General features: G+C 72.0%; 16 protein-coding genes. 10 read left to right on the top strand and 6 right to left on the bottom strand.

The features are described 5' to 3' along the window. Window positions 1–51: 51 nt before the first annotated feature. Together radA and BN6_RS41495 are read right to left on the bottom strand one after the other, a co-directional pair. Window positions 52–1,419, bottom strand: a complete 1,368-nt coding sequence (gene radA / locus BN6_RS02010) for a DNA repair protein RadA (RefSeq protein ID WP_041311679.1) — start codon at window positions 1,417–1,419, stop codon at window positions 52–54. Between the two features lie 96 nt (window positions 1,420–1,515). After that, a complete protein-coding gene (locus BN6_RS41495; RefSeq protein WP_015097853.1) occupies window positions 1,516–2,334 on the bottom strand; it encodes a copper chaperone PCu(A)C in 819 nt (272 codons plus the stop codon). Window positions 2,335–2,623: 289 nt separating this feature from the next. Between BN6_RS41495 and BN6_RS01995 the strand changes: the two genes are divergently transcribed. The 10 genes from BN6_RS01995 (at window position 2,624) to BN6_RS01950 (ending at window position 12,711) form a co-directional block, all read left to right on the top strand. Further along, window positions 2,624–3,112, top strand: a complete 489-nt coding sequence (locus BN6_RS01995) for a CarD family transcriptional regulator (RefSeq protein WP_015097852.1) — start codon at window positions 2,624–2,626, stop codon at window positions 3,110–3,112. A 32-nt stretch (window positions 3,113–3,144) separates the two neighbouring features. Further along, window positions 3,145–3,837 carry a 2-C-methyl-D-erythritol 4-phosphate cytidylyltransferase gene (gene ispD / locus BN6_RS01990; protein ID WP_015097851.1) on the top strand — a complete coding sequence of 231 codons (693 nt, stop codon included), beginning with the start codon at window positions 3,145–3,147 and terminating at the stop codon, window positions 3,835–3,837. Further along, window positions 3,834–4,313: a 2-C-methyl-D-erythritol 2,4-cyclodiphosphate synthase gene (gene ispF / locus BN6_RS01985; protein ID WP_015097850.1), complete on the top strand. Its 480-nt coding sequence runs from the start codon at window positions 3,834–3,836 to the stop codon at window positions 4,311–4,313. Before ispD ends, ispF begins: the two co-directional genes overlap by 4 nt. Before the next feature lie 41 nt (window positions 4,314–4,354). After that, entirely contained in the window at window positions 4,355–4,753 is a 399-nt protein-coding gene (locus tag BN6_RS01980) for a PPOX class F420-dependent oxidoreductase (protein WP_015097849.1), read from the top strand. 144 nt (window positions 4,754–4,897) lie between these two features. Next, window positions 4,898–5,512 carry an HAD family hydrolase gene (locus BN6_RS01975; protein WP_015097848.1) on the top strand — a complete coding sequence of 205 codons (615 nt, stop codon included), beginning with the start codon at window positions 4,898–4,900 and terminating at the stop codon, window positions 5,510–5,512. Between the two features lie 68 nt (window positions 5,513–5,580). After that, complete coding sequence (cysS, locus tag BN6_RS01970) at window positions 5,581–6,969, top strand: cysteine--tRNA ligase (protein WP_015097847.1); 1,389 nt, start codon at window positions 5,581–5,583, stop codon at window positions 6,967–6,969. A gap of 4 nt (window positions 6,970–6,973) precedes the next feature. Then, window positions 6,974–7,936 (top strand): 23S rRNA (guanosine(2251)-2'-O)-methyltransferase RlmB, encoded by a 963-nt coding sequence (gene rlmB, locus BN6_RS01965; protein WP_015097846.1) that lies wholly within the window; start codon window positions 6,974–6,976, stop codon window positions 7,934–7,936. A gap of 73 nt (window positions 7,937–8,009) precedes the next feature. Then, a complete protein-coding gene (locus BN6_RS01960; RefSeq protein ID WP_015097845.1) occupies window positions 8,010–9,431 on the top strand; it encodes an MBOAT family O-acyltransferase in 1,422 nt (473 codons plus the stop codon). A gap of 360 nt (window positions 9,432–9,791) precedes the next feature. After that, the gene (locus BN6_RS01955) at window positions 9,792–11,018 is read left to right on the top strand and encodes an MFS transporter (protein WP_015097843.1); all 1,227 of its coding nucleotides are present in this window, start codon (window positions 9,792–9,794) and stop codon (window positions 11,016–11,018) included. A gap of 238 nt (window positions 11,019–11,256) precedes the next feature. After that, entirely contained in the window at window positions 11,257–12,711 is a 1,455-nt protein-coding gene (locus tag BN6_RS01950; RefSeq protein ID WP_015097842.1) for a GGDEF domain-containing protein, read from the top strand. 13 nt (window positions 12,712–12,724) lie between these two features. On the opposite strand, the gene BN6_RS01945 is transcribed toward BN6_RS01950, so the two are convergent. Genes BN6_RS01945 through BN6_RS01930 form a run of 4 tightly spaced genes read right to left on the bottom strand, consistent with a single transcriptional unit; the run spans window position 12,725 to window position 18,133 of the window. Further along, on the bottom strand, window positions 12,725–15,364 hold the full coding sequence (locus BN6_RS01945) for a fumarate reductase/succinate dehydrogenase flavoprotein subunit (RefSeq protein WP_015097841.1): 2,640 nt from the start codon (window positions 15,362–15,364) through the stop codon (window positions 12,725–12,727). After that, window positions 15,364–16,026 (bottom strand): ABC transporter ATP-binding protein, encoded by a 663-nt coding sequence (locus BN6_RS01940; RefSeq protein WP_015097840.1) that lies wholly within the window; start codon window positions 16,024–16,026, stop codon window positions 15,364–15,366. The genes BN6_RS01945 and BN6_RS01940 overlap by 1 nt, the downstream gene beginning before the upstream one ends. After that, on the bottom strand, window positions 16,023–16,793 hold the full coding sequence (locus BN6_RS01935) for an ABC transporter permease (protein WP_041311677.1): 771 nt from the start codon (window positions 16,791–16,793) through the stop codon (window positions 16,023–16,025). The genes BN6_RS01940 and BN6_RS01935 overlap by 4 nt, the downstream gene beginning before the upstream one ends. Next, a complete protein-coding gene (locus BN6_RS01930; RefSeq protein WP_015097838.1) occupies window positions 16,793–18,133 on the bottom strand; it encodes an ABC transporter substrate-binding protein in 1,341 nt (446 codons plus the stop codon). The genes BN6_RS01935 and BN6_RS01930 overlap by 1 nt, the downstream gene beginning before the upstream one ends. Window positions 18,134–18,139 lie beyond the last annotated feature (6 nt).

The following is an 18,139-nucleotide window of genomic DNA, read 5'->3' as shown; positions in this document are numbered from 1 at the left end:
CCGGGGCCCGGCGCGGACGTCCCGCGCCGGGCCCCTTCGCGTTCCCGGGTGCTACTTCTTCAGCTTGAGCAGTTGCAGGGCCTCGACGAGGTCGTGCGCGACCAGCGCGCGGGTCTCGGGCGGCAGGGGGCCGGCGTCCGGCGGGACCAGCGCCTTGGTGTAGCCCAGCCGGGCGGCCTCGGTGAGCCGGCGGCCCACGCCGTTGACCCGCCGCAGCTCCCCGGACAGCCCGACCTCGCCGACCACGACCAGGTCGTGCGGCAGCGGCTGGTCGGTCGCCGCCGACGCCACCGCCAACGCCACCGCGAGGTCCACGGCGGGTTCCACGAGCCGCATCCCGCCGACCGTCGCGGCGAAGACGTCCTTGTTGTGCAACGACATCCGCCCGCGCTTCTCCAGCACCGCCAGCGCCATCGCGACCCGGGCCGAGTCCAGCCCGCTGACCGCCCGCCGCGGCGACGGCAGGTTCGTCGCGGTGACCAGCGCCTGCACCTCGCCGAGCATCGGCCGCTTGCCCTCCACGACCACCGTCACCGCCGTGCCGGTGACGTCCTGGTCGCGCCGGTTGAGGAACAGCCCGGACGGGTCCGCCACGCCCACGATCCCGTCGTCGCGCAGCTCGAAGCAGCCCACCTCGTCGGCGGGCCCGTACCGGTTCTTGATGCCGCGCACGAGCCGCAGGCTGGAGTGCCGGTCGCCCTCGAACTGGAGCACCACGTCGACCAGGTGCTCCAGCACCCGCGGCCCGGCCACCGAGCCGTCCTTGGTGACGTGCCCGACCAGCACGATCGGCAGCCCGCGCTCCTTGGCCAGCGCCACCAGGCTCGCGGTGACCGCGCGCACCTGGCTCACCCCGCCGGGCGTGCCGTCCACCTCGGGCGAGGACATCGTCTGCACCGAGTCGACGATCAGCACGCCGGGCCGGACCGCCTCCACCTGCCCCAGCACGGCCGCCAGGTCGCTCTCCGCGGCGAGGTACATCTGCCCGTGGATGTTGCCGGTCCGCTCGGCCCGCAGCCGCACCTGCCCGGCCGACTCCTCGCCGGTGATGTAGAGCGACGGCACGCCGCCCTTCACCGCCCACTGGTAGGCGACCTCCAGCAGCAGCGTCGACTTGCCGACGCCGGGCTCCCCGGCCAGCAGGACCACCGCGCCGGGCACCAGCCCGCCGCCGAGCACCCGGTCCAGCTCCGACACGCCGGTCTTGCGGGCGCGCGCCGACTCGACGTCGACCTCGCCGATGGGCCGGGCCGGCGAGCTGGGCGCGCCGGCCACCACCCGGCCGGCCGTGCGGGTGACGCCGCGCTCCTCGACCGTCCCCCACGCCTGGCACTCCGGGCAGCGGCCGACCCACTTGGCGACCTCGTTCCCGCACTCGGCACACCGGTAGGTCGTCGTCGCGCGCCCGTTCTTCACCACGCCACGCAGGCTAACGACCACCCCCGACAACGCCGGAACCCGCCGCGCGCACCGGGCGCACGACGGGTTCGGGGGGCCTCGCGGGCGGTTGCCCGGTCAGTGCTCGGCGGGCTCGTCCTTGCGCGGCTCGGGAGAAGCGCCGATCGGCAGGTCGAGCGTGACCTGGCCGGCCTTCTCGAACAGGAACGTCACCCGCAGCGTCTGGCCGGGGCGCAGGTCCTTGGTGAGACCCTTCAGGGTGATCTTCACCTTGCCCGGCTCGGACGGCGCGGCCGACGAGGTCGGGCTCGCGGAGCTGCCGGAGGTCGGCGTCGACGTCCCGGTCACCGACGAGCCGGTGGTCCCCGTGGCGCTGCCGGTGGTGCTGCCGGTGGTGCTGCCGGACGTGCCCGAGGTGCTCCCCGTGCGGCCGGTGGTCTGGGGCGCGCCGGACTGGCCCGAACTGTCCGCCGACGGCGTGGTGGTCGCGGTGGCCGTCGAGTGGGCGGAGCCCGACGAGGAGCCGTGCGGGGTGGTGGTCAGGCGGGTGCCCTGGTCGTCCTGGTCGGCGCCGCTCTGGATGGCCGTGTTCGGCTCCAGCTCCGCGTCACCGCTGATCCGGCCGCCCTCGGCGATGTCGGCGGTCACCGAGACCAGCTTGTCGGCAGCGGTGCCGTTGTTCGCGATGACCACGACCACCGGGGCGTCGTCACCCTCGTGGTAGTAACCCTCGGCGACCGGGAACAGGAGCTGGGCGTCCCGGACGGCGATGTCGCCGGCCTGGCCTTGCGCGCCGTTCACCGCGGCGACCTGCTGGTCGGTCTGGGTGATCTGACCTGCGCTGCAACCCGCGGCGGCCAGGCCGAGGCCCGCCGCGACGGCGGCCACGAGGACCAGGCGGCGTGGCGCTGGGGACTTCTGCGGTGCGCGACCCACGGCTTCTCGGATCCTTCCGGTGTGCTGACCAGGCGGGGCCGTACCCGGTCGTAGCGGGTCGACCACCAGTCCAGGAGCCTAACCGGGCCGCCGATCACCCACCTCATGTGGTGCCCCACAGCCGCCGGGGCCGTCCACAGTGGAGCAAGATCGACCTGCGCCGTTGCACGCGACCGGGTGGTTTGTCAACCCCCCTCGCGGCCCTGACCTGCGCGAACTGATCTCCGGACGCCGAAGAGGGGATTGCTCGACGTGTTAGGATGGGGTTAGCGAAAGGGGCAGAGGACACATGGTTTTCAAGGTCGGAGAGACCGTCGTCTACCCGCACCACGGTGCCGCTCTCATCGAAGCGATCGAGACCCGGTTGATCAAGGGCGAGGAGAAGAAGTACCTCGTCCTCAAGGTCGCCCAGGGTGACCTCACGGTCCGCGTCCCCGCCGACAACGCCGAGATCGTCGGTGTGCGTGACGTCGTCGGCCAGGAGGGTCTCGACAAGGTCTTCGAGGTCTTGCGTGCTCCTCACACCGAGGAGCCGACCAACTGGTCCCGGCGGTACAAGGCCAACCTGGAGAAGCTCGCGTCCGGTGACGTGAACAAGGTGGCCGAAGTGGTGCGCGACCTGTGGCGGCGTGAGAAGGATCGCGGATTGTCCGCCGGTGAGAAGCGGATGCTGGCGAAGGCTCGACAGATACTGGTCAGCGAACTGGCGCTCGCCGAGGGCACCGACGAGGACAAGGCAGAGGTCCTGCTCGACGAGGTCTTGGCCACCGCGTCCTGATCATCGAAACTCCCAGGTAGAGATCCGCGAACATGGGTGTGGTCGCGCTCGTGCCCGCGGCGGGCCGGGGTGAGCGGCTGGGTTACGGGCTGCCCAAGGCGCTCGTGCCGGTCGGTGGCGTGCCGCTGTTGGTGCGTGCCGTGCGGGGCCTGTTCGAGGCAGGTCGCGTGCAGCACGTGGTGATCGCCGCACCACCGTCCGATGTGGACATCGTGAACACCGTCACCGCCCCGTTGGCACCCGCCGGCGGGGCGGTACACGTGTTGGCCGGTGGCGCCGAGCGGTCCGACTCGGTCCGGCTGGCGCTGGCGTACGCGCTGCGCGAGATCCCGGGCACGACCATCGTCCTGGTGCACGACGCCGCCCGCGCCTTCACCCCGCCGCACGTGGTGCGGGCCGTGGTGGAGGCGGTCGAGGCGGGCCGGCCGGCGGTCGTCCCGGTGCTCCCGGTGACCGACACGGTCAAGCAGGTCGACGCGGACGGTGTGGTGGTCGCCACCCCCGACCGGGCGGCGCTGAGGATCGTCCAGACCCCCCAGGGCTTCGACGCCCGGGTGCTGCTGCGCGCGCACGAGTCCGGGCTGCACGCGACCGACGACGCGGGCCTGGTGGAGCGGCTGGGCGTCCCGGTCGCCACCGTCGCCGGGCACCAGGACGCCATGAAGATCACCACCCCGTTCGACCTCGCGGTCGCGGAGGCACTGCTCGTGGGAGGCCAGGCGTGAGGGTCGGCATCGGGTCCGACGTCCACCAGGTGGAACAAGGCCGGGACTGCTGGATCGCCGGCCTGTTCTGGCCGGACGTGCCCGGCTGCGCCGGCCACTCGGACGGCGACGTCGCCGCGCACGCCCTGTGCGACGCCCTGCTGTCGGCCGGCGGCCTGGGCGACCTCGGGGCCGTGTTCGGCACCAGCGACCCGCGCTGGTCGGGCAGGCACGGCGTCGAGTTCCTCGCCGAGGTGCGCCGACTGCTCGCCGAGCAGGGCCTGCGGGTCGGCAACGCGGCGGTCCAGGTGATCGGCAACGCACCCAAGGTCGGCAGGCGCCGGGACGAGGCGCAGCGCGTGCTGTCGGCGGCCGTCGGCGGCCCTGTCTCGGTCAGTGGGACGACGACGGACGGCCTGGGCCTCACCGGCCGAGGTGAGGGCATCGCGGCGATCGCCACCGCGCTGGTCGTCCCGGCGGACGCGCTGTCGCAGTGATCCGGTGTCGCACTGAACCGGCCCGCACTAGCCTGTGACGCATGGCGATCATCCTCAGCGCGGCGACGCGCGACCTGGTGGACGGCAGGAACTACGCCACGATCTCCACGCTCAACAAGGACGGCAGCCCGCAGAGCTCCGTCATGTGGATCACCCGGGACGGTGACGAGATCCTGTTCTCGACCGTCCGGGGCCGGCTCAAGGAGCGCAACCTCGCCCGCGACCCGCGGGCCAGCGTCTCGGTGTGGTCCAAGGACGACCCCGAGACGTACGTGGAGCTGCGCGGCACCGTGTCGATCGTCGAGGACGAGGACCGCACGCTGGTCAACGCCCTGGCGCAGAAGTACCTGGGCACCCCGTACCCCGGCGAGGAACCCGACGCCGTCCGCGTGGTCCTCCGCCTGACCCCGACCAAGGTCACCGGCAACGCCGCGAAGTGACGCCGACACCTCCGCGCGTGCGGGAAACGCCGGCGGCGGGCCCGCGCCGCGTCCTGCCGGGACCGCCGGCGCGGGGGTGTGGTGTGCGTCGCGGTCCGGGTGCGGGGCTTCACCCGAGTGGTCCAGACCACGTAGCGTGCGGATGTGACGATCCGCGCCGTCCTCTTCGACTTCTCCGGCACTTTGTTCCGCCTGGAGCACGACTCCCTGGCCGAGCACGCGGACCTGATGCGGGCGCTCACCGCGCCGGTCGGGGTCGCCGAGGGCCTCGACATCGACCCCGACGAGTGGCAGCGCCGCGACCTCGACGGCGACCTGCACCGCGACCTGCACGTCAAGGCGCTCGTGGCGGCCGGGGCGCGGGACCCGCACGACTTCTACGCCCGGCTGTGCTCGCCGCCGTTCTGGCAGCCCTACCCGGACACCGCGACCGCGCTGGGCACCGCCCTGCCGACCGCCGTGGTGAGCAACATCGCGTGGGACATCCGGACCGTCTTCGCCCGGCACGGCGTCCAGGACCGGGTGGACGAGTTCGTGCTGTCCTTCGAGGTCGGGCACGTGAAGCCGGACCCGAAGATCTTCCGGATCGCCTGCGACCGGCTGGGCGTGCACCCGAGCGAGGCGCTCATGGTCGGGGACAGCGAGGAGGCCGACGGCGGCGCGGCGGCGGTGGGCTGCCAGGTGGCGATCGTGCCCCCGCTGGAGACCGGCGAACGGCCGGACGCACTGCTCCGGGTGCTGCGCGAGCACGTGGCATAGGCAGCCGGCATAAGCACAACCAGGCGGGCGATTCAACCCCGCGGGGCCAACGCCCGTACCATTCCCACGTGAGCCTCCACCTGTACGACACGGCGAGCCGGTCCATGCGGGCATTCCACCCGCAGGTCTCCGGAACGGCGTCGATCTACGTGTGTGGGGCGACCGTGCAGGGCGTGCCCCACATCGGCCACGTGCGCAGCGGCCTGAACTTCGACGTCCTGCGCCGCTGGCTGGGCCGCACGTACGCGGACGTCCGACTGGTGCGCAACGTCACCGACATCGACGACAAGATCCTGGCCAAGGCCGCCGACCACGGGCGTCCGTGGTGGGAGTGGGCCTACCAGCACGAGCGCGCGTTCGAGGACGCGTACACGGCGCTGGGCTGCCTGCCGCCGTCGTACGCGCCGCGCGCCACCGGCCACATGACCCAGATGGTCGAGCTGATGCAACGCCTGGTCGACCGCGGCCACGCGTACGCGTCGCGCGGCGACGTCTACTTCTCGGTCACGTCGTTCCCGGAGTACGGCGCGCTGTCCGGCCAGAAGCCCGACGAGGTGCACCAGGGCGAGTCGGCGGGCCAGGGCAAGCGCGACCCGCGCGACTTCACGCTGTGGAAGGCCGCGAAGCCCGGCGAGCCGGCCTGGCCGACGCCGTGGGGCGCGGGCCGGCCCGGCTGGCACCTGGAGTGCTCGGCGATGGCGACCGCCTACCTCGGCGGCACCTTCGACATCCACGGCGGCGGCATCGACCTGATCTTCCCGCACCACGAGAACGAGCGGGCGCAGTCGCAGGCGGCCGGCGACGGGTTCTCCCAGTACTGGATGCACAACGCCTGGGTGACCCTCAGCGGCGAGAAGATGTCCAAGTCGCTGGGCAACACGGTCGCCATCCCGGAGCTGCTCAAGCAGGTCCGGGCGCCGGAGCTGCGGTACTACCTGGTCGGCCCGCACTACCGGTCGACGATCGAGTACTCCCGCGAGGCGCTGGAGGAGGCGGTCTCGGCCTACCGGCGGATCGAGTCGTTCCTGCGCCGCGTGGTGGAGCGGACCGGGGCGGTCGGCGAGGACGGCGTGCTGTCGCAGCCGTTCACCGCGTCGATGGACGACGACATGGGCACGCCGGGCGCGCTGGCCGCGATCCACAAGCGGGTCCGGGAGGGCAACACGGCGCTGGAGGCGGCCGACGACCTGTCCGCCCGCGCGGCGGCCGAGTCGGTGCGCGCCATGGCCGGCGTGCTCGGTGTCGACCCGCTCGCGTGGACCGACACCACGACCACCGGGGCCGGCAGCCGCCAGGCGCTGGCCACTCTGGTCGAACACGTGCTCGAAGAGCGCGTGAAAGCCCGCCAGGGCAGGGACTTCGCGAAGGCCGACGCGCTGCGCGACCACCTGCTCCAGGCCGGGATCGCCGTCGAGGACACCCCCGACGGTCCGCTGTGGACGTTGAAGGACGACTGAGCTCGTGGCAGGGAACTCCAAGCGCCGGGGTGCTATGCGCAACCCCGGATCCAAGAAGGGCGCGGTCGTCGGTTCCGGCGGGCAGAAGTCGAAGGGCCTGCAGGGCAAGGGCCCTACCCCGAAGGCGACCGAGCGGCCGAACCACCCCGCGTTCAAGCGGGCCCAGGCCGGCGCGAAGGCCGACCAGTCCCGGTCGCGCCGGCAGAAGAACGCCGAGAACACGCCGGAGACGGTCGCCGGGCGCAACCCGGTGGTGGAGTGCCTGCGCGCCGACATCCCGGCGACGGCGCTGTACGTGGCGATGGGCATCGACACCGACGACCGGGTGGCCGAGGCGGTGAAGCTGGCCGCCGACCGGGGCATCTCGGTGCTGGAGGTGCAGCGCGGTGAGCTCGACCGGATCACCGGCGGCGCGATGCACCAGGGCCTCGGGCTCCAGGTGCCGCCCTACGAGTACGCCGAGCCGCGCGACCTGCTCAAGATCGCCAAGGAGTCCGGCCACCCGCCGCTGCTGGTGGCGCTGGACGGCGTGACCGACCCGCGCAACCTGGGTGCCGTCGTGCGCTCGGCGGCGGCGTTCGGGGCGCAGGGCGTGGTGCTGCCGCAGCGGCGTTCGGCGAGCATCACCGCCGTCGCGTGGCGGACCAGCGCGGGCACGGCGGCGCGGATGCCGATCGCGATCGCCACGAACCTGACCCGCCAGTTGCGCGAGTGGGCCGAGGCGGGCCTGATGATCGTGGGCCTGGACGCGGACGGCGACGTCGACGTGGACGGCCTCGACCTGGCCACCGGGCCGCTGGTGGTGGTCGTGGGCTCGGAGGGGCGCGGGCTGTCCCGGCTGGTCCGGGAGACCTGCGACCAGACCGTGTCGATCCCGATGGCACCGGGCGTGGAGTCGCTCAACGCGTCGGTGGCGGCCGGTGTGGTGCTCGCCGAGGTGGCCCGGCGGCGCAGGCTGGAGCTTTGACCGGGTGTGACGGTGGTCGTCAGGTCACCCGAACGGCGACCTTGACGACGACCGCCGGATAAGGTTCCCGGCGATGTCCTTCGCCACGCCCCTGTTCCTGTGGTTCTTCCTCCCGGTCGTGCTCGCGGCCGTCCTCGTCGCGCCCGCGAAGCGGCGCAACGGGGTCGTGGCGGTCGCGAGCCTGTTCTTCTACTTCACCGGCGCGGGCGGGACGACGTTCCTGCTGCTCGGCGCCATGCTGGTGAACTACCTGGCCGGCCGCCGGCTGGAGCCGGGCGCGCCGGGCGACCGGAAGCTGGTGCTGGTCGGCGCGATCTGCCTGAACCTGGGCGTGCTGCTGGTCTGGAAGTACCTGGGGTTCGCCACCGAGCAGCTCGCCGCCATCGCGTCGATCATCGGCGTCGACCTGCCGGTGGTGCACCTGGCGCTGCCGATCGGCATCTCGTTCTACACGTTCCACCACATCTCGTACGTGGTGGACGTCTACCGGGGTGAGCGGCCGGCGCTGCGGGAGCCGGTGGCGTTCGTCACCTACATCGCGATGTTCCCCCAGTTGGTGGCCGGACCGATCGTCAGGTTCAGGGAGATCGCCGACCAGTTGCCGCAGGAGCGGCTGCACCGTTGGGACGACATCGCGGCGGGGTTCCCGAGGTTCGCCCTGGGGCTGTGCAAGAAGGTCGTCATCGCCGACTCGTTGGCCCCTCTGGTGGACGCCTGCTTCGCGACCCCGAACGACCGGATGACCTTCGCGATCGCCTGGTTGGGCGCGATCGGTTACACCCTGCAACTGTACTTCGACTTCTCCGGTTACTCGGACATGGCCATCGGACTGGGCCGGATGCTCGGCTTCCGGCTGCCGGAGAACTTCGCCCGGCCGTACTCCTCGGTGACCATCACCGAGTTCTGGCGGCGCTGGCACATGTCGCTGTCGCGCTGGTTCCGGGACTACGTCTACATCCCGCTGGGCGGGAACCGGACCGGCGTGCTGCGCACCTACCGGAACCTCGGGATCGTTTTCGTGCTCACCGGTTTCTGGCACGGCGCGAACTGGACGTTCCTCGTGTGGGGATTGTTCCACGGCGCGCTGCTGGTCCTGGAACGGCGTTTCGGTTGGGATTCCGGACCGGTTACCACGCGCGCCCGAATTGGCCGGCGGGCGCTCACCACGGTGCTCGTGGTAATCGGCTGGGTGTTCTTCCGGTCGGCCGACCTCGGCGACGCGTTCACCATCATCGGGCACCTTCTGGTACCCGATTCCGGCGGTCTCGGCGAAGCCGTGGCGGCGGCGGCGACGAATCAGCGGATTGTGCTGCTGGTGGCCGCGCTGGCGATTGTCGTAATGCCCGCGCACCCGGTGACGGGGCCCTACCTGGAGTCCTCGCGGGACAAGATCGCGGTAGCCGCTAGGGTGTCCCTGATGACGGTGGGCGTTGCCTACGCGGCGATCCTGGTCGCCAGCGGTACGTTCAGCCCGTTCCTGTACTACCAGTTCTGATGATCGACAAGCGTGCCGCGGCAACAATTGCCGAACGGTGCTCCGACCACCCACTGGTCGGCCCGCACGAACGCGCTGGACCGCACGGACCAGCGGTGCGACGACCAATGGAGGTCGCCTTGACCCTGGGTAGGCGAGCTTTGCTCACGGCGGGTCACCTACCGTCAACTGTCAAGAATAGGTACCCGGGTTATCGCCATTGTAACTACTTTATGTAACTGATCTAGTCCGTTCGGGTACACACTGTGGTAGGACAGAGAGTGAACAACCAGCAGCTTCTACCGTGCTAACCGAGATAATTGTTACGTCGGGTGGGGGTAACGTGACTCACTCATCGGGGCCGACGAACCTGGAGGAGCGGTGACTTCCGGGGGGACCATCCGCGCGCTCGTGGGCAACCGCGAGTTCCGCGGGCTGTGGATCGGCTCGACCGCGTCCACGGTCGGCGACCAGCTCGCGGCGGTGGCCCTGTCACTCCTGGTGTTCGAGCGCACGAACTCCCCCGCGTGGACCGCCCTGACCTGGTCGCTGACGCTGCTCCCGTCGCTGGTGTCCGGCCCCTTGCTGGGCTGGCTCGCGGACCGGTTCCCCCGACGCACGGTGATGGTCTGCTGCGCCTGGGTCCAGGCCGCCCTGGTCGGTCTGATGGCGGTGCCCGGTGTCCCGTTGTGGATCATGATAGTCCTCCTGGTCACCGTGCTGATGGTCGCCTCCCCCTTCCTGGCGGCGCAGGAGGCGAGCCTGCCGTCGGTGCTGCCGGAGAAGCGCTACGACGACGGCGTGGCCCTGTTCGGCACCTCGGTGGACGTGGCCCAGATGGCCGGTCTGGCCGCGGCGGGCTTCCTGGTCACCGCGACCAGCCCGCAGGTGGCCCTGGCGATCGACGCGGCGACGTTCGTGCTGGTCGCGATCCTGGTGCAGACCTCGGTGACGTTCCGCCCGGCGGCCGACCCGCTCGGCTCGGCACATCGGGATGCCGAAGATCGCAAAGGAGCTTTCGCCCTACTCGTCACTGAACCGCGTTTGCGCTCTCTAATGGGTATGCGCATGTTGGCAGGCATCGCGATGGTGCCCGAGGGTCTGGCCGTGCCGCTGGCGGCCGACCTGGACGCGGTGTGGGCCGTGGGGCTCATCCTGGCCATCGAGCCGGCGGCCAACGTGCTGGGGGTGGCGGTGCTGTTCCGGCTGGTCAGAGACCCGGCGAAGCGCGAGCGGCTGATCGGGCCGCTGGCGATCCTGTCGCTGGCCCCGCTGGTCATGTTCGCGCTGAACCCCAACCTGACCTGGACGATCGCCCTGCTGGTGATCGCCGGCATGGCCGGGGCGTACCACACGCCCGCGCGCTCGGCGTGGATGCGGATCCTGCCGGACGAGTACCGCGGCCGCGCTTACGGCATCGCGCGGACGGCGCTGCGGTCCAGCCAGGGTGGTGGGATGGCCCTGGCGGGCGTCGTCGCGCACGCCATCGGCTCGGTGACCGCGACCCTGGCGGGCGCGGGCGCCATCGGGCTGCTCCTCGCGGGGCAGGCGACCGTAGCCTGGAACCGGGCAAGGGCCAGGACCGACCCGAACACGGTGACCACATGAAACGTACTCATCATCAATGGCGATTGTCATGACGAGGCGTTCGTGCGCACTCAGCGAGAACGCACGCACGTACGGTGAAGATTCCGGACCGGGCTCAAGGAGAGCGATGGGGTCACCACTCGCGGTTACGCATGGCAGACGCTCCTCTACTCGCGACTTGGGTACCGAGGGGGGCCGTGAGGCCGTCGCTGCGCCGGCGAGTGGCCGCGCGGCGGCGGCATGAGTGTAGGGGGACGTGGTGAAGAACAGTTTGCCTGACCACGGGCCGTCCGCGACAGCCAAGTGGCGGCTGAGTCGCAACTGGGACCTTTGGGCGCTGCGCCGCACCGCGATCGGCTACATCCTTTCCGTCGAACTGGCGGTCGGAATTGCCGCCATTTGGCTGCTGACTACCCTCGGTTCCGCACCGACCACGGATTGGCTGCGGTTCGCGGCCCTGCTGTTGGCGATCACGGTCCACTTGACGATCGTGCGCCGCGCCGAGGAATCCCGACGTGACGAATCCGCAGGTCCGTACTTCGACCTCACGTCGGTCTGGACTTTCGCCGCCGCGATCGTGCTGCCGCCCGGCATGGCCGTGCTGGTCGCCGTGTGGCTGCGGATCGTGCTGTGGCCGATCGCCCGGCGGCAGCCGTACCGGTTCGTGTTCACCTCCGCGCACATCGTGGGCAGCACGCTGCTCGCGAACGCGGCCGTCCACCTGTCGGGATTCTCGCTGGACGCCTCCGGCCGGGTCCTGACCGACCTGGCCCTGCTGGGCGTGCTCGTCCTGGTGGCCACGCTCTACTGGTTCGTCCAGGTGCTGCTGATGACGGTGGCGCTGAAGATCGTCAACCCGCAGACCCGGTTCGTCGACTCGCTGGGCACGCGCAACGACAACATGCTGGAGATGACCACGCTGGGCGTCGGCGCGATGCTCGGGCTGCTGGTCGCCACGCACTGGGTCGCGCCGCTGCTGCTGGTCCTGCCGGTGATCCTGGTCAACGCCCTGCTGCACCGCGCGTCGGAGCGGCAGGCCCACCTGGAGCGGCTGGTCGCCGAGCAGCACAAGGCGCACCTTCAGCTGACCAAGGACGCGCACACCGACTACCGCACCGGCCTGTTCAACACCAACGGCCTGAGCGAGCACGCGGGCAAGCTGACCGACCGGTGCAAGCACGCCGGCCAGCCGGTGACCGTGCTGGCGATCGACCTCGACCACTTCAAGCGGATCAACGACACCTGGGGCCACCCGGCGGGCAACGCGGTGCTGGCCGAGGTGGGCCGCATCCTGCGGGAGAAGCTCCGGCCGGGCGACGTGGCCGGCCGCGACGGCGGCGAGGAGTTCGTGGTCGTGCTGGCCGACACCGGCCTGGCCCAGGGCACCGCGATCGCCGAGCGGGTGCGCGAGGCGATCGGCGAGATGTCCGTGGTGACCACCGACAAGCACCGCAACACCGTCACCCTGCGCGGGCGCAACCTGCCGCTGACCGAGGACGGCCCGGAGGTGCGGGCGATCTCCGCGTCCGTCGGCGTGGCCGTGGTCCCGGACAACGGCGAGAGCCTGCTGGCCGCGCAGCACAGCGCCGACGCGGCGCTCTACACGGCCAAGGAGAACGGCCGCAACCAGGTCCGCGTGGCGGGCATCGACATCCACGCCCACCGGCTGCCCGTGCCGCGCGTGGACGAGCCCGAGATCACCCGCTCCGCCTGAACCCGGCGCGCGACTAGCGCCCTCCGACCGAACGGAGGGCCTGACGCGCGTAGGCGCGCACGTCCGCGTCCGAGTCACCGAGTGCCCGTTCCAGCGCAACCTCGACTTCAGGCCGGTCAGCCCACCGCACGAGTACCCGGACCACGGCTTTCCTAACGTCGAGGTTCACGTCCGCCAGGCGCGCCACCACCGCCGCGGGCTCCTCCACGGCCCACACCGCGCCCACCCGGACCTGCCACGCCGGGTCGTCCAGCGCCCGTCGCGCGACCGGCCGCAGCACCCCGAACCCGGCGCCCGCCTCCAGCGCCGCGGCACGGACCAGCAGGTCGGGGTCGTGCGCGAGGGCGACCAGCACGTCCGGGCGGGCGCGCAGCCCGCCCAGCCCCTTGGCCACCAGGACCCGCAGCTCCCGTTCCGGGTCGTCGGCCGCCCGCGCCAGCTCGTCGGCCGCGCGCAACGCGACGAGTCCTCGGACCCCACTCGAACGGACCGCGGCCGACGGGTCGTCCAGCGCTTCGGCGTAGGTGTCGACCGTGCCGAGCTTCAGCGCCCAGAGGACCTCCAGGGCGACCGCGCGCGACGGGGAGAGCCGCAGCGCCTCCCCGAGCTCCTCGGTGGCCGGAACGACCTCCACGAGCTCGCGCAGGCCCGCCCCGGCCGCCTCCCGCACGTCGGCGTCCTCGTCGGCCATCGCGCGCACGAGGGCGAACTCGAACCCGGCGGGCACCGCCTCGGTGAGCAGCGCGACCGCCGACCGCCGCACGGCCGGGTCCGGGTCGGCCAGGTACGGGCCGACCGTCGCCAGGTCCGGCTGCTCGTCGGTGAGCGCCAGCAGCTCCAGCAGGCGCTCGGAGCCCGCGCCCGCGGCCTTGTCGGCCGCCGGCTCCGCGAGGGCCGCCACGGCCACCTCACGGCCCGCCAGGACGGTCACCTCGCCCGGCGGCGGCGTGAAGCCCTCCACCGGTACCAGGTAGGGCGCCACCGGCCGGGTGACGAACTCCGTCCCGCCGGCCGCGTTCTTGCGCAGGTTGAGGTGGCGGAACCAGTCCTGGTCGTCGCGCTCGGGCAGGTCGACCCGGTCGTGGTAGAGGCCCCAGCGGCTCTCCGCGCGGGTCAGCGAGGCGTGCGCGGCCAGTTCGGCGCAGTCCCGGATGAACGTCACCTCGGCGCACCGCATCAGCTCGTGCGGGGTGCGCGCGCCCATGCCCTCGATCTCCGCGGTCATCCGCACGAACGTCTCCAGCGCGAGTTCGAGCTTCGTGCCGGTCTTCGGCGGTGCCACGTAGTCGTTCACGAACCGCCGCAGCTTGTACTCGACCTGCGGCTGGGGCGGGCCGTCCGGGTTGCGCAACGGCCGGTAGACCAGCTCGTGCGCGTCGGTGATCTGGTCCTCGGGCAGCTCTCCCGGCGGCACGGCGGACCGCGCCGCGTCCGCGCCCGCGAGGTCGCCGAAGACGAACGCGCCGAGCATGTAGTTGTGCGGCACGCACGCCAGGTCGCCCGCCGCGTAGAGGCCGGGGACGGTGGTGCGCCCGTGCTCGTCCACCCACACGCCGGACGCGGAGTGCCCGCCGCACAGGCCGATCTCGGAGATGTGCATCTCCACGTCGTGCGTGCGGTAGTCGTGCCCGCGTCCACTGTGGAACGTCCCGCGCGTCGGCCGTTCCGTGGTGTGCAGGATGTTCTCCAGCGCCGCGACGGATTCCTCGGGCAGGTGCGTCGTGCGCAGGTACACCGGGCCCCGGTCGGAGGCGATCTCCGCCGCCACCTCGGCCATCATCTGCCCGGACCAGTAGTCGCAGTCCACGAACCGCTCGCCGAGCGCGTTGACCTGGTAGGCGCCGAACGGGTTGCCCACGTACGCGCACGCCGGCCCGTTGTAGTCCTTGATGAGCGGGTTGACCTGGAAGCACTCGATGCCCGACAGCTCCGCGCCGGCGTGGTAGGCCATGGAGTAGCCGTCGCCGGCGTTGGTCGGGTTCTCGTAGGTGCCGTAGAGGTACCCGCTGGCGGGCAGGCCGAGCCGGCCGCACGCGCCGGTGGCCAGCACCACCGCGCCCGCCGAGACCGTGACGAACTCGCCGGTCCGGGTGTTGAAGCCGACCGCGCCGACCGCCCGGCCGGCGGAGGTCAGCACGCGCACCGGCATCACCCGGTTCTCGATCCGGATCCGCTCGCGCATCGACCGCTCGCGCATCACCCGGTACAGCACCTTCTTGACGTCCTTGCCCTCCGGCATGGGCAGCACGTACGAGCCGGACCGGTGCACCTGGCGGACGTGGTACTCCCCCGCGGCGTCCTTCTCGAACTTCACGCCGTAGCGCTCAAGTCGTTGCACCATCGCGAATCCGCGCGTCGCGGTCTGCATCACGGTGCGCTGGTCGACGATCCCGTCGTTGGCCCGGGTGATCTCGGCGACGTAGTCCTCCGGCGACGCCTTGCCCGGGATGACGGCGTTGTTGACGCCGTCCATGCCCATCGCCAGCGCCCCGGAGTGCCGCACGTGGGCCTTCTCCAGCAGCAGCACGGACTTCCCGTGCTCGGCGGCGGTGATCGCGGCCATCGACCCGGCCGTGCCACCGCCGACCACCAGCACGTCGCAGGTCAGCTCGACCCGGCGGGCGACGTCGGGCACCTCCATCGGCGCGGTCATCAGCCCAGCACCGCCAGGATCGCCTCGCGCCGCACGGCCACCTCGCCCGCGCCGAGCACCACCACCCGGTCGCCCAGCCGCACCGCCTCGTCCACGTCGTGGGTCACGAAGATCGTCGTCGTCCCGGTTTCCCGCAGCACCTCGACCACCAGTTCCTGCATCGCCGCCCGGGTCTGCGCGTCCAGCGCGCCGAACGGCTCGTCCATCAACACCAGCCCCGGCGCCTGCGCCAGGGTCCGCGCCAACTGCACCCGCTGCCGCATCCCGCCGGACAGCTCGCGCGGCAGGTAGCGGCCGAACCCGGCCAGCCCGACCCGGGCCAGCCAGCCGCGCGCCCGCTCCCGCCGTTCGGCCTTCGCCACCCCTTGCAGCGCAAGGGGCAGCTCGACGTTGCGCAACGCCGTGCGCCACGGCAGCAGGCCGTCGTCCTGGAACACCAGCGCCCGCTCCCGCGACGTGCCGCGCACCTCGACGCCGTCGACCAGCACCCGGCCGGCCGTGATCGGCAGCAGCCCGGCGACCGCGCGCAGCAGCGTCGACTTGCCGCACCCGGACGGCCCGGTCACCACGACGATCTCGCCGTCGGCGATGTCCAGGTCCAGCCCGCGCAGCACGGGTGCGCGCCCGTACCCGGCGGTCAGGCCCTCGATCCGCACGCTCATGCCCGCGCCTCCCGGGGCAGCCAGCGGGTCGCCCGGCGGCCGAGCACCTCGACCGCGCTCGACGTGAGCCAGCCGAGCAGGCCGATGGTGACCATGCCGACGATCACGCCGGGGTAGTCCACCACCGTGTAGGCCTGCCAGGTGCGGTAGCCGACGCCGAACCGGCCGGAGATCATCTCGGCGGAGATCACGCAGATCCACGACACGCCCATGCCCACCGACAGGCCGCCGAACACGCCGGGCAGCGTGCCCGGCAGCACCACCTTCGCCAGCACCTGCCACCGACCGCCGCCCATCGTGCGCACGGCGTCCTCCCAGATGGTCGGCAGCGCGCGCACCGCGTGCCGGGTGCTGACCAGGATCGGGAAGAACGCGGCCACGAACGTGATGAACACGATCCCCTGCTCGTCGGTCGGGAACAGCAGGATGGCGATGGGCACCAGCGCGATCGCCGGGATCGGCCGGGCCACCTCCAGCAGCGGCCCGACCAGGTCGCCGAGCAGCCGGGACCGGGCCACCGCGACACCGAGGGCGGTGCCGACCACCGCCGCCAGCAGGAACCCGGTGCCGATCCGGGCCAGGCTGCTCGCCAGGTCCTGGTAGTACTCCGGCACCCGGACCTGCTCGGCGAACCGCCCGGCCACCTCGACCACGGTCGGCAGCTGGTCGAAGCGCAGCCAGATCCGCGCGCCGGTCGCCGTCAACAGCTGCCACAGCAGCAACCCGGTCGCGAGCGACGCCGCCCGGAGCGCCCACCGGCCGCGCATCACGCGCCCGCCAGGGCTTGCTCGTAGGTCAGCACCGCGCCCCGGGCCGCCGCCGCGGCCTCGGTCGTGAACGGCAGCAGCCCGCCGTTCACGCGCACCCAGTGGGCGTGCTCGGCGAACCACCGGGTGCCGGTCGCGGCGTCCGGCACGTAGGCCGCGCGGACCTTCTTCCCGGCCTGCTTGACCTGCTTGAGCAGGCAGTCCGGGGTGGCCGCGGGCCGGGTCGCGGTCTCGCCCTCGAACCACACCTCGCCGGCCGCGGCCGAGTCGGACACCTCGACGCCGCACGCGCTGTCGGTGCCGGTGATCCGCGCCGGGTTGGTCAGCTCCTCGGTGGTCTCGAAACCCGTGGCGCGCAGCGGGCCGTCGTCCACGAAGCGGTCGACGTCGAGCTCCTCGATGTTGCCGATGGACTTCAGGAACGGGACGTCGTCCTTCAACGCCCTGCGCAGCACGGACTTCAGCGACAGGTCGAAGGTGGCGATGCCGTTGGGGCCGTTGTAGAGGTAGACCACCTCGGGCCGCAGGCCGGTCGCCGCCGCCACGGATTCGGCCGCCGCCAACGGGTTCGCGTGCAGGTACCGGGTGGCGTCGAGCTGAGCGCGCAGGAACTCCGCCAGCACGTCGGGCCGGGCGGTGGCGAACGGCTTGCGCACCACGACCCCGTGCAACGTCGGGAAGTCCAGCGCCGCGCCGTCGTAGAGCAGCTTGGCCTGCTTGTCGAACACGAGCTGGCCGGGCCAGGCGACGAACTGCGACAACGCCGCCACCCCGCCGCCCTGCAACGCCGACGCGCCCACGGAGGGCTGCTGGTTCTCCACCGTCACCTCGACGCCGCCCAGCGCGCGGACCAGCGTGCCGTGCCCGGCCGACCCGACGCTGGCCGACACCCGCTGCCCCTTGAGGTCGGCGAGCGTCCGCGCGGTCGAATCGGGCCGCACCACGACCATGTTCAGCGCGCCGCGCGCGTTGTAGCCGGTGACCGAGACCATCCGGGTGCCCTCGTCGCCCTGCCCCTGCGTGCGCGAGCCGTTGATCAGCAACGGGAAGTCGCCCATCGAGCCGATGTCGACCTTGCCGGCGATCATCTGGGCGGTGATCGGCGCGCCGGTGTCGTAGTCCTGCCAGGTCACCTCGTACCGCTTGCCGGTGCGCCGGCCCAGCTCCCGCAACCGCTGCTCGAAGAAACCCCTCTCGCGCAACAGGGTTCCGGCGGTCACCGTGTTGATGGTCTTGGACTGGTACCCGATCACGACCGGCACGGCGTCGCCCGCGGCGGAGCCCGTGCCGCACGCGGTCAGCGACCCGGCCACCAGTGCGGCGGTCAGCAGCCTGCGCATCGCCGT

Source organism: Saccharothrix espanaensis DSM 44229 (assembly GCF_000328705.1).
Lineage (GTDB): Bacteria > Actinomycetota > Actinomycetes > Mycobacteriales > Pseudonocardiaceae > Actinosynnema > Actinosynnema espanaense.
Note: the sequence above shows the minus strand (reverse complement) of the source record. Positions and strands in the feature narration are given on the sequence as shown.